This is a genomic window from Nocardia carnea, assembly GCF_029869215.1.
Taxonomy (GTDB): Bacteria; Actinomycetota; Actinomycetes; order Mycobacteriales; family Mycobacteriaceae; genus Nocardia; species Nocardia carnea_B.
The window spans coordinates 1-12001 of the sequence record NZ_JARWPM010000177.1 but is presented as its reverse complement, the minus strand read 5'-3'; the positions used below and the strand labels follow the sequence as shown (position 1 = coordinate 12001).

12 protein-coding genes are annotated in these 12001 nt (G+C 66.7%); 9 read left to right on the top strand and 3 right to left on the bottom strand.

Annotation, left to right across the window (positions count from 1 at the left end):
* The first annotated feature begins 200 nt into the window (after positions 1-200).
* Entirely contained in the window at positions 201-1085 is an 885-nt protein-coding gene (gene truA, locus QH276_RS12030; RefSeq protein ID WP_432278570.1) for a tRNA pseudouridine(38-40) synthase TruA, read from the top strand.
* A gap of 331 nt (positions 1086-1416) precedes the next feature.
* Entirely contained in the window at positions 1417-2247 is an 831-nt protein-coding gene (locus QH276_RS12025; RefSeq protein WP_280397441.1) for an LLM class F420-dependent oxidoreductase, read from the top strand.
* Positions 2248-2419: 172 nt separating this feature from the next.
* Here QH276_RS12025 and QH276_RS12020 read toward each other — a convergent pair whose 3' ends face one another.
* On the bottom strand, positions 2420-2755 hold the full coding sequence (locus QH276_RS12020; RefSeq protein ID WP_280397440.1) for a metal-sensitive transcriptional regulator: 336 nt from the start codon (positions 2753-2755) through the stop codon (positions 2420-2422).
* A gap of 119 nt (positions 2756-2874) precedes the next feature.
* Here QH276_RS12020 and QH276_RS12015 point away from each other — a divergent pair, with 119 nt between their 5' ends.
* The 3 genes from QH276_RS12015 to QH276_RS12005 all read left to right on the top strand — a co-directional run bounded on the left by QH276_RS12015 (position 2875) and on the right by QH276_RS12005 (position 5152).
* Positions 2875-3684 (top strand): S-methyl-5'-thioadenosine phosphorylase, encoded by an 810-nt coding sequence (locus QH276_RS12015; RefSeq protein ID WP_280397439.1) that lies wholly within the window; start codon positions 2875-2877, stop codon positions 3682-3684.
* A gap of 82 nt (positions 3685-3766) precedes the next feature.
* Positions 3767-4327, top strand: coding sequence for an NADPH-dependent FMN reductase (locus tag QH276_RS12010; RefSeq protein ID WP_280397438.1), 561 nt, complete (start codon positions 3767-3769; stop codon positions 4325-4327).
* Between the two features lie 36 nt (positions 4328-4363).
* Complete coding sequence (locus tag QH276_RS12005) at positions 4364-5152, top strand: hypothetical protein (protein ID WP_280397437.1); 789 nt, start codon at positions 4364-4366, stop codon at positions 5150-5152.
* Between the two features lie 92 nt (positions 5153-5244).
* On the opposite strand, the gene eccE is transcribed toward QH276_RS12005, so the two are convergent.
* Positions 5245-6942, bottom strand: coding sequence for a type VII secretion protein EccE (eccE, locus tag QH276_RS12000; protein WP_280397436.1), 1698 nt, complete (start codon positions 6940-6942; stop codon positions 5245-5247).
* A 110-nt stretch (positions 6943-7052) separates the two neighbouring features.
* Between eccE and eccB the strand changes: the two genes are divergently transcribed.
* The 4 genes from eccB (at position 7053) to QH276_RS11980 (ending at position 10894) form a co-directional block, all read left to right on the top strand.
* Positions 7053-8519 (top strand): type VII secretion protein EccB, encoded by a 1467-nt coding sequence (gene eccB / locus QH276_RS11995; protein ID WP_280397435.1) that lies wholly within the window; start codon positions 7053-7055, stop codon positions 8517-8519.
* 90 nt (positions 8520-8609) lie between these two features.
* A complete protein-coding gene (locus QH276_RS11990; RefSeq protein ID WP_280397434.1) occupies positions 8610-9851 on the top strand; it encodes a hypothetical protein in 1242 nt (413 codons plus the stop codon).
* A 63-nt stretch (positions 9852-9914) separates the two neighbouring features.
* Positions 9915-10379 carry a hypothetical protein gene (locus QH276_RS11985; protein ID WP_280397433.1) on the top strand — a complete coding sequence of 155 codons (465 nt, stop codon included), beginning with the start codon at positions 9915-9917 and terminating at the stop codon, positions 10377-10379.
* A complete protein-coding gene (locus QH276_RS11980; protein WP_280397432.1) occupies positions 10376-10894 on the top strand; it encodes a DUF3558 domain-containing protein in 519 nt (172 codons plus the stop codon). The genes QH276_RS11985 and QH276_RS11980 overlap by 4 nt, the downstream gene beginning before the upstream one ends.
* A gap of 751 nt (positions 10895-11645) precedes the next feature.
* Here QH276_RS11980 and QH276_RS11975 read toward each other — a convergent pair.
* The coding region (locus QH276_RS11975) for a hypothetical protein (protein ID WP_280406730.1) at positions 11646-12001 on the bottom strand (356 nt) is incomplete at its 5' end.

Below are 12001 nucleotides of genomic sequence, written 5' to 3'. Positions count from 1 at the left end.
GGCCCCGGCCGCGTTACCCCGGGGCGGTGTACACGCCCCACCACATGGCTAATTTCGCCGCCCGTGCCCGCCCGCGCCCGGGTTTCGTCCACGAGCCCCCCCCCCCTAACCGGGGGGGCGGGCTCGTCCCGTTTCCGGAGGATGAACTGGTGAGCGAAAACGAGCGCGAACCGCGGGCCGGGGCGGGCGTGCGGGGAGACATCCCGCCGGGGCCCGCGGGTGAGGCGGAAACGCCGGTACCCGGGGGCGAGAATGCGGCAGCCTCGCCCGCGGCGCGCTTCCGGCTGGATATCTCCTATGACGGCACCGATTTCACCGGTTGGGCGCGGCAGCCCGGATTGCGGACCGTGCAAGGGGTTCTGGAAGAGTCGCTGGGCAAGGTACTGCGGGAGCCGGTGCAGTTGACGGTGGCGGGGCGTACCGACGCCGGTGTGCACGCGGAAGGTCAAGTCGCGCATTTCGATACGGCGGCGGATATCGACGCGGACAAACTGATCCACCGGATGGCGAAGTTCCTGCCCAAGGACGTCCGGATCACCGGAATCCGTTCCGTCCCGGTCGAATTCGACGCCCGCTTCTCGGCGATCCGCCGGCACTACGTCTACCGTCTCACCACCGCGCCCTTCGGTGCCGACCCGCTGTCCGCGCGCAGTGTGGTGGGCTGCCGGCCGGTCGATCTCGAGGCCATGCAGGCTGCCTCCCACACCCTGCTCGGCCTGCACGATTTCGCCGCCTTCTGCCGCCGCCGGGAAGGCGCCACCACGATCCGGGAGCTACAGCGGTACGACTGGGTGCGTCACGGCCACCGGCTCGACGCCTACGTGAGCGCGGACGCGTTCTGCTGGTCGATGGTGCGCAGCCTGGTGGGCGCGGTCCTCGCGGTGGGGGAGGGCCGGCGCACGCCGGAATGGGTCGCAGGGTTACTGGACGAACGGCAGCGTTCGAGTTCGGTGACGGTGGCGCCGGCGCACGGGCTCAGCCTGGTGGCAGTGGATTATCCGGCCGAGTCCGAACTGGCCGCCCGTAATGCGCAGACCCGGGAGGTGCGGTCGGTGTCGCCGGAGGGCTGCTGCGGAGCCGGTTGAGGGTATTGCCGCCGCAGCGATGCGCGCGAACAACTGAGGAGACCACTCGGGCCGGCCGCCGCGCGATGTCGAGGTGGTCTGTTCCGGTGTGGCTGCGAATCGCCGCCGCGTGCAGACACGAATCCCCGACCGGCCGGGCCAGGTCGATCCGGTCGCAGACGCGGGGCGACCGTGGGAATCGGTCCTGGCTGGAGCCGCGCATAAACCCCCGGGGGCGGTAAGAAGCAGCCACAACTCGGTGCCGTGCGAGATCCGGTGCCGGTGGCCGGCGAGTGTGCGGGGATAGGGTCGGTGACGGAATGGCCCGGTCGACGAGAGGGTTGCGGTTGTTATGACTATCGATCTCGGACATTACGGTGTATGGCGCTACTTCAAGCTGTTCACTCCCGAAGCGGCGGCCGAACTGGAGAGCCTCGGCTACGGGGCGCTCTGGCTGGGTGGTTCCCCGACCGCCGACCTGCCGGTGGTGGAGGATCTGCTGGCGGCGACGGAAACGCTGAAGGTGGGCACCAGCATCGTCAATATCTGGACCGCACCGGCAGGTGAGACCGCCGAGTCCTACCACCGGATCGAGCAGCGGTTCCCCGGGCGGTTCATCCTCGGTATCGGCGTGGGTCATCCCGAAGCGAACAAACCCTACCGTTCCCCGTACGAGGCGCTGGTCGAATACCTCGACGAGCTGGACGCCGCGAAGGTCCCCGTCGCGGGCCGGATGCTCGCCGCGCTCGGGCCCAAGGTGCTGAAACTGGCCGCGGACCGGACCGCGGGTGCGCTGCCCTATCTCACCACGCCGAAGCACACCGAGCAGGCCCGCACGACCGTCGGCGACGCGCTGCTGGTTCCCGAACAGAAACTCGTCCTCGACACCGATCCGGAAAGCGCCCGCGCCACCGGACGCTCGGTGGTCGACATGTATCTGGGGCTGCGCAACTACACCACCAATCTGAAGCGGCTCGGCTACACCGACGAGGACATCGCCAAACCGGGCAGCGATCGCCTGCTCGACGCACTGGCCGTGCACGGGTCGGCCGAGCAGGTCGCCGAGCAGGTCCGCGCCCATATCGAAGCCGGCGCCGACCACCTGGCCCTGCAGGCGCTCGGCGAGGATTACCTCGCGACCCTGCGCACGCTCGCGCCGCTGCTCACCCAGAACAGCCGATAGGCGCACCGCCGAGCCCCGGCCGTGGGACTCGATGTACCCCGGATGCCTTGGTCCCGTCCGGCCGAGGGCGCGTCGGGCAGCGCACAACCGTGTATCTCTCCGCGTACGGTGGCGCCGCGCGGCCATCGGCCGGGACGGTGCCGTACTGCCGTGACGGTCCGGTCGCCGCGGCTCAGGAACGGACGAGGCGGGCGATGGCGTCGGTCGCCTCTTTGATCTTGGCCTCGGCTTCCGGCCCGCCCGCGACAGCGGCGTCGACCACGCAGTGGCTCAGGTGATCCTCGAGCAACCCCATCGCGACGGCCTGTAGCGCCTTGGTCATGGCGGAGACCTGCGTCAGGATATCGATGCAGTACTTCTCCTCCTCGACCATCCGCTGCAGGCCCCGCGCCTGACCTTCGATCCGGCGTAGCCGTTTCAGGTAGTCGTCCTTGCTGGTGATGTAGCCGTGGTGGGTGTGGGCCGCCGTGCCGGTGGCCGGGTCCGCAGGGGTGGGATCGGATGTCACGGGGTGTCTCCTCTGTGCCGGTCGGTAGACCGTATATACCCCCACAGGGTACAGTCGCCCGGGGTTTCTGTCAGGTGCCGGCCGTGCGCCCGCGGCCCGGCCGCGCGAGAATCGACACTATGTCTTCCCACGAGCGACCCGCCTTGGCGGTTATCGGCGGTAGCGGATTCTACGACTTCTTCGACGATGCCGCGGACCAGGTCGCGGTGCGCACCCCGTACGGCGACCCGGCCGCCCCGATCGCGGTCGGCACCGTCGAGGGACGTCCGGTCGCGTTCCTGCCGCGCCACGGTACGCGCCACGAGTACTCCCCGCATACGGTGCCCTACCAAGCGAATATGTGGGCACTGCGCTCGCTGGGGGTACGCCGGATCTTCGCGCCTTGCGCGGTCGGCAGCCTGCGCCCGGACTGGGGTCCGGGCACCGTGGTGATTCCCGACCAGCTCGTCGACCGCACCTCCGGCCGCGCGCAGACCTATTTCGACTCGAACGGTATCCACGTATCCTTCGCCGATCCGTACTGTTCCGATCTACGCGCGGTCGCGGTGAAATCCGCGGACAGCGCCGTGCACGTGCACTCACACGGCACCATGGCCGTGATCCAGGGCCCGCGTTTCTCCACCCGCGCCGAGAGCCGCTGGTACGCGGCGCAGGGCTGGGATCTGGTGAATATGACCGGCTACCCCGAGGCTGTTCTCGCCCGCGAACTGGAAATGTGTTATGCGGCGATCGCCCTGGTCACCGATCTGGACGCCGGGGTCAGCGAAGGTGACGGTGTGCGGGCGGCGGATGTGTTCGCGGAGTTCGAACGCAATATCGGCCCCTTCAAGAAACTCGTCCACAATGCCGTCGCCGCGGTGTCCGATACCGAAACGTGTGAACACTGCCGGGTGCACGCCGGCGTCGCCTTACCGTTCGAACTGCCCTGACCGCCGGTCCGTGGCGCCGGGCGGGACCTGGCCGGATCTTCCGGTGCGCCGGACGCCGAGGGCTGCGGGCTAGGCTCGTGCGGTGCACACCGCGCTGCGACTAGAGGTGATCGTCGCCAGTATCCGGCCCGAACGCTTCGCGCCCGTGGTCGCCGACTGGTTCGTCCGCACGGCCCGTAGCCGCCCGGAATTCGACACCGGGGTGATCGATCTCCTGGACATCCCGCTCCCGCCGGACCTGGCCGAAACTCCGGTCACGGCGCGTTTCCGGCAGCGGCTGGCGGCCGCGGACGCCTTCGTCGCGGTGACCTCGGAGTACAACCACGGCTACCCGGCCTCGCTGAAAACCGCACTGGACAGCGCCAAACACGAATGGCGCGCCAAACCGATCGGATTTGTCTCCTACGGCGGTCTGTCCGGCGGGCTGCGCGCGGTGGAACAGCTGCGCCAGGTGGTCGCGGAGGTGCATATGGTCTCGGTGCGCGAATCGGTGAGTTTTCATCGCGCCCGCAAACAGTTCGATGCCGACGGGAACACCGATAACGGCCCCGCCATCGATGCCGCCGACCGTATGCTCACCCAGCTCGCCTGGTGGGGCAACGCGTTGGCCGCCGCCCGGGGAAACGACCCTTACCCCGGCTGAGCCGCAGCATATGATGCCGGGTGGGAGGAGGATTCGATGAATTCGGCAGATCCACCGGAGCCGCGGCGACCGGTATCGATGGGGGAATGGGTGGCCCGCGCGTTCGCGGTGGTGCTGCTCGTTCCGGTGCGGCTGGTCTGGGAAGCAGTGAAGCTGTGCGGACGGGCGATCGTCGCGACGGCTGTGTTCGTCCTGGAGAGAGTGCTGGCGCCGACCGGCCGCTTCGTCCGGCACTGGTTGCTGCGGCCGTTGTGGTTCGTTCTGAAAGATGTGCTGTGGGAGTGGCTTCTACAGCAGGTGCTGTGGGGGATGGTGCTCACGCCGCTGGGCGCGTTCCTGCTGAATTGGGTGTTGCGTCCGCTGCGGCACGCTCTCGAGGAGTGGTTGTGGCGGCGGGCCGTGCGGCCGGCGCTCGTGTTGCTGTGGCGGTATGTACTGCGGCCGGTGCTGTACGCGTGCGTCGTGGCCGCCGAATGGTTCTGGCGCCGGGTAGTGCGACCCGTGCTGTACGCGTTCGTCCTGCTGTGGCGCTGGTGCGTCGTATGGCCGCTGCGCCTGCTGGAGCGCTGGGTGCTGCGGCCGTGCGGGATGCTGATCGTCGCCATCGCGTCGTACGGCTGGCGCGGCGCGACCGCGGTGGTCCGGGTGCTGATCGTCGTACCGTGTGTTTTCGTCTACCGGTACGCGATCCGGCCGGTTCTGCGGGCACTGGCCGCGGTCTGGGGCGTGCTGGTCGTCCGCCCGATCGGCTGGGTGCACCGGCGAGTTGTGGTGCCGATGAACCGGACGCTGGCGGAGGTGCTGAACACCGTATTCGGGCGGTGAATCCCGGCCCGACAGGCCTACGGCCGGGTTGACCGGCTGTGGACCCGCCGGCGCCCGGGGAAGCGCCGGCCGCTTCGGTGGCGCCGCGCGCCTCAGCGGTGCTGAGGTTGCCGGGCCGGGCCGGGACGGGCGGGGCCCGGTCGCGACTGGGGTGCGGGCTGGCGGGTGCGGGGTTCGCCGATATAGGTGTGTTCGCGCGGGATCGAGACCAGGTTCAGCGGGATCTGGGTGGTCGCGGTGCGCAGCACCACCCGGTTGCCGATCGCGCCGGGCTGCTGGATCGAGAGGTCCGGTTTGGTGGCCGGCCAGCCCATCGGGTCGCCGGTGACGTAGATCGTGGTGATACCGGCGTGCGGGGCGGGCGCGAGCACACCGTCGACGACCGTCGCGGTGAACCCGGCGTCCGACTGGTGCGTTTCCACCGCCAGCATCAGGCGTTCCGGGTTACCGATCGTCTCGATCAGCTGGTACCAGGCCTGCGGCCGGTCGGTACGCACCAGGATCCGTTCCCCGACCGCCAGTGCCCGGAACACCAGCTGCTGCGCCAGATACAACTCACCGGCGACGTACACCGCGGAGATACCGGCGCCGATGATCCGCAAGGCCACCCCGTTGCCCTCGTCGTCGGAGCCGATCAGCTGGCCGCAGCCCGACGACGGCAGCGCGAGCGCGTCCAGCACCTCGATCGGGTACTCGGCGGTCGGCACCACATCCTCCAGATCCGGGATACCGATCGGCAGATGGGCGAGCAGGCTTTCGCGGTGCCGGCCGTGCACCGACACCATGCCCTTCGTTTTCGTCTTCTCCGGCAGTTCCCGCAGCGTGGACCGCCAGGCCGCGCCGATATGCACCGTGTCGGCCGTGGTGCCGGGGCGCAATCGCACCGCCACCGTGGTGCCGCGCGACTCCGCAACCCACAGCTGCGACAGGATTTCCGACCCCAGCTGCGTCGGGTCGATCGCCGCGCCGATGTTCACGCTGTTGCCGAGTTCGGCGTAGCGCCAGCGGTGGGTGAGGGCCCGTGCGTCGGCGCCGTAGAGGACCTGCCGCACGGCCGAGCGGATCTCCGAGGCGGTGAGCACACGCGATGCACAGCCCGCGTCCTCCAGGGTGCGCACGATGCGCTGGGTCGCGATGGTCACCGAACGCGCGGCGCCCTCGTCGCCGCCGCCGCGCCGGGCCGCGGCACCGGGGCAATCGACCATATCGAACCCGACCGCCAGCCAGACGGTGCGATGCGCGGTCGCCGGCAGCGGACCCAGCAGCGATTCGTAGATGGGGCCCGCAGGCGTGCCGGAGCGGCTGCGGTGCCCGTGGCTGATGATGTCGATCCCGCTGAGCAGAATGTCGTGCTGGGCGAGGCAGGTCGCGAGTTCGGCCATCGGCAGCAGATGCGAGGCGTGCACCGCGGTGCGGTCGATCCGGGTGAGCCCGCCGGGCGGCGGCAGTACCTCGATCACGGCGACGACCCGGCTCTCGTCCCAATACAGGCCGAGCGAGCGGTCGTCGGGGCCGCGGAAATCGTCGCTGTCGCCGATCCGGTACTCCCGGCGCGCGCGGTAACTCCACCAGGTGCCGATCCAGTCCAGCAGTACCCGCCGGCCGATCGGGATCAGCGGGATCAGCCCGGTGACGACCGCGACCCCCAGCGCGATCCACGGACCGAGCCCGAGGAACAGGACGATCGTCGCCGCGCCGAGTGCGAGGACCTGCGCGATGAGCAGGTTCGGCATGGAAATACGCCCGAACAACAGGTTGCGCCTGCGTCCCGCTGTGGCTGGCACGGCCATAAGAGTCCCCCAGGTACCCGGTGTCGGCCTGTTCGCGGCGGCCGAGCTGAACTACGTCCCCGGGAACTGTACTGTGTTCGGCGAGCACGAGCACAGTTCGGGGGAAGACGATGCCTTCAAAGCCCACAACACGGTGGCAGATCAGCGGCTACAACTTTCTGGTGCGCCGGATGGAGCATGCGCTGGTGCGGCGTGACGTGCGAATGCTGCACGACCCCATGCGTTCCCAGGTGCGTGCGTATGTGGTGGGTCTGGTGCTGGCGATCGTGGTGCTGGCGGGTTGTGGTGTGCTGGCGATTTTCCGCCCCCAGGACAAAGTGGGCGACAACAAGATTCTCATCGGTAAGGAATCCGGCGCCGTCTATGTCGTGCTCAACGATGTCGTGCATCCGGCGTTGAACCTGGCCTCCGCGCGGCTGGCGGCCGGTGACGCGCCGAAGGCGGCGATTGTCAAGGAGTCCGAGGTCGGGAAGAAGGCACGCGGCCCGCTGATCGGTATCCCGGGTGCGCCGAGCGCGATCCACTACGACTCCGAGGGCAAGGGCCGGCAGTGGACCGTCTGCGACGAGATGAAGAACGACGGCAGCTCCGACCGCACCACCTCGGTGCTCGCGGGCGATCTCGAACTCGGTGCGAAGGCCTCGGCCATGGAACCCGGTAGAGCGCTGCTGGTGCAGGGGGAGAAGCACACCTACCTGGTCTACGACAACAAACGCGCCCGGGTCGATATGAGCGACCGGCCGGTCACCGACGCGCTGAACATCACCGGCGCCACCCCCCGCCCGGTGAGCGAAGGTCTCATCAACGCGATTCCCGAGGTGCTGCCGCTCATCGCGCCGCCCATCGCCGACCCCGGCGGCATCCCCGACTACGAGATCAACGACCACCGTATCGGCGAGGTCGTGCAGGTGGGCACCACACAGGAGTTCTATGTGGTGCTCGCCGACGGTCTGCAGCAGGTCTCCCCGCTGACCGCGGACATCATTCGCAACGCGAACCCGCAGACGTCCAGCGATTTCATCATCGATCAAGCCCAGCGTTCCCACGCGCCGGTTTCCGCGGCACTGCGGGTGCAGACCTACCCGGCGACGGCCCCGATCGTGCTCGAGGCCAAGGACCTCCCGGTGAGCTGCCTGTCGTGGAAACCGATCCCGGAAGCGGGCGAGAACACCGGCACCCGTGCCGAACTGCAGCTGATCACCGGTGTGAGCCTGCCGATGAAGGACAACGCCAAACTGGTCCCGCTCGCGCAGGCCGACGGATCGGGCCAGAACGTCGATTCGACCTATATCCCGCCGGGCACCGGCGCCTACGTGCAGACCACCGGTATCGAACCGGACAGCCGGCGTAAGGACAGCATCTTCTACATCGCCGATACGGGCGTACGTTTCGGCATCAAGAACGCCGACGCGGTGAAGGCACTCGGTATGCCGGACAAACCCGAACCCGCGCCCTGGCCGATCATCGGCCTGCTGGCGTCGGGCCCGACACTGGGCCGTGAAGAAGCGCTGGTCGCGCACGACGGTGTCGCGCCGGATCCCTCGCCCGCGGATCAGCCGGTCGCTTCCACCAAGTAGCGCCCGTGCCGGCCGACGTGGGGACGATAGAACGCCAGCGCCTCGCAGGAACATTCGCAATAGCGAATATGCCCATCCGAAAGAGCCACCATGCCAGAAGACCTTCTAGCAGACCCCCAGCACCTGGCTGGGTTGAGCAAGGCGATGGAAGAGATCGCCAACGACGGATACCGAATCGTGGCGCTGACACGGGAGCATTGCCTCGTCAGCGCTGCCGGATTCGGCGGCGAGGTTTTCCAGCCGCTGCTGCAGCCCTTCACACTCGCAGCCGAAGCCACCTCGAACCGGCTGTCTGGTATATCGGGCACGAACCTATCCACCAGTACCGAGCTGAACAACGCAGCATGGCTCTATCACGAGCGAGATAAGCAGACCTACGAGGCGCTCAATGCGGCAACCATTGATATGCATACCGGCCAACCGGTTGCGGTTGACTCGAGCTTCGAAAACCCGGGCGTGGTCAAGGATTACTACGCTTCGATATGGTATGGGAAGCCCAATATCATCAAGACAGATCCTCCGTCGGCGGCACCCCCGGAGCTCGCGGACCTGATCTCCGAGACGACGGGTGTGCTCGGAGATGTCAACGACGCCATCAAGGATGTCACCCGGATGGCGGGCGAAGAGATAAATATACTCGAGACGGTTCTCAACCCGATCACGGTGAATTGGAACGAACTGCGCCGGATCGGCGAAACCTACAAGGTAGCCGGAAACGGCATGGAGGCCTTGGGGGCGAACCTCGAGGACGGACTCAGCAAGGTCGGGCCGAACTGGAACGGGCAAGCTGCCATAGCATTCGAAAATTGGGCGCGTACGCAGATCGCCGCGATGAAGTGGGAGGGCCCGACGGGCCGGGTCATCTGCGACCTCTTCAATGTCATCTCCGACAGAATCCGCGAATGTATCCGGACGGCCTGCGAAAAGCTCAAAGACATGATTGTGTCGATGGTCGAATTCCGCAGCGTCAAGGATGTCTTGAAGTTCGTGGCAAAGAAGATCCCTGTCATCGGTACCATTGCCGAAGCCATCGATCTCAGCACCAAGATCTGGAAAGTTGTGGACATGGTGCTCGATATCAAGCGGGAAATCGAGCACTTGCGCGACCGTATCACCGAACTTCTGCAGTTCGTCACCGATCCGGTTGGTAAAGGGAAAGAATGGGTCCAGCAGAAGATGGAGCCGGTGACGGGCGCGGTGGCGGATGCCGCGAAGAAGGCCGCGCTCGTCAACGATATCAACTCGATCGCACACGCAGAAGATACGCTCAACCGGCCGAAGAATTCCTACGAGATCGGCTCAGGACAGCAACCCTGGCAAGCGGCGACATGATGAACTCCCGATGCCATCGCACGTTCATCCGTCCGCACGGAAGCGTCACCTGCCGAGGTACTTATGTTTGAGTCCGATCTCGACCCCAAGATGGAGGCCGTCGCTCGCCGGGTCTTGAACGCCGTCGGCGATCTGGAAACGGCGCGTCTGCGCCTCGAGCGCACCGAACTCGCCGAGCTCTGGAGTGAGCGGATTCCGGTCACCGAGGCCCTGTTGCAACGAATGGCCGACAGTCCGGCATCCTCACCCGAATTGAAGGCTTATGCGGTGAGGGTCGCTGCTGGTGAATGCCGATGGTGTGATATCGAGCGTCTGGCCATGCCCCTGCCACCGGAAGTTCCGGAGCTGAAGGCGCTTCCGGCATACGAGTGGAACTGGGGTGTTGCTCCGCCCGCGCCACCTCCTCCGCCCATGCCTCCTCCGGCCCCTGTGCAGCGCCCCAGGGCAGGCCGGGAACTGGTGGTCGGTCCCAGTGATTGGCCCGATGACCTGGACGAATACCCGGAAGGGAAGTCATGGTTGGTGTGAACGACCGTCTCGCTGCACTGGTGCTCAGCGTCGGCGTCCTGCTGGGCACAGGATGTGGGAACGGTGAAGATACCAGTGCGGATCCATGCGACATCCCGGACACTGCGCTCACCGAAGCCGGGTTGAAACCGGAATCTGCCCGTCCAGGAACGGACGGCGTCGATTTCGAAGACTGGACCGGCTGCACATGGAAGGCCACCGACGAGGAGTGGTTCACCTTCTGGCTCTACTACGGCTCTCCCGGTCTGGAAGAGTTCGGCACCGACCCCCGATATCAGCATTACCGACCGATCGGGCCCGCCGACATCGACTCACGAAAGGCCACTGAATTCACCGTAAACCTGGATCCCGAGCGTCAGCGGTTCTGCCACATCGGGATCGAGCTGTCAGATGGGATGGCTTTCCTGTGGTCATCGCTGTCGGTTCGGCGGGAGCCCGGCGAAGCCAAAGGCGACGGGCTCTGCGCAGCCAACCAGCGGGTAGCCCAGCAGTTGAGCAAATACCTGCCGGAATAATGCACGGCTCCCTGCCAGCCGAATCGAGGTTTCGCGCACGCATGGGGTGAAGCGCTTCGCTGTGCCGCATGGGTTCCGAGTCACCAGATGTCGGCCCAGATAGGACGTTTGGGTATGTCGAGTAGCACGGATTTCTTGTGTACTACCACGGGAACCGGGGAGCCGGTGCCGAGCCGCTCGACCAGTGCGCGTGCTCGTGCCCCAAAGAATTGAGGGTAGGAGTACTGTTTACGGACACGGGCATCGTTCCCCGTTTCCGGGTGCGGAAAGCGGACTTCGACCCGGACCCGCCACAGATCGAAGTTGAGCGGACTGTGACTGTGTTTTCGCCCTAGATCGGACTCGACCACCGTCGCAGACACTGTGGTCCCGGCGCGTCGTACATACTGTCGGCGTATCCGCCAAGCTGCGGCCAGTACGACAATCCACGCCGCTGAGCCGAGTACCGCGCTGACCGGAAGAAATAGCGCCAAAGCGGCTTCCGAACCCGTAGACCGTGCTATTGCCGCCCCCAGGTACAGTGCACTTGTCATGAAGGCTACGGCAGCCACCGGGACGCCGAGTGCCCACACCAGTGACATCGGGCCGACCATTCGTTTGGCACCGTCCATACCAACTCCTCGAACTACGCTGGCCGCCAATTCACCGACTGTAGCGGCACTCGGCTACGGGAATCGACGGTAGGCCCGTCTCGGCTCTGCCGGATCTGTGGCCAGTTCCGGGACGTGCGTACCGGCAATAGTCAGCGGAGTCACGTATTCGGCCGCGGTGCTGTCCGCAGCCGCATTAGGTGGGGGTGGTTTGTTGTGTCCAGCGCGAGCGCGGCGGTCCACAGTGAGGCGTCGAATGTGCCGGGAATCTGCCATTCGGCCGGTGGTACCGCGGGGACGTGAAGGCGTACGGGATCCAGTTCGGGGAGGTACCGGTCGGCGACGGCCCACCACTGCCGGCCGGTGGCGTCCATGACGACGGCGACGATCAGATCGTCGACGCCGGGCAGTTGCCGGGCGGCCACCCGGACCTGGTCGGGGATATGCCTGTTCTCCGGCTGGTCGGTGAGTTGGTCGGCGAACACCATGAATACGAAACCGAATCCGAATATTCCGG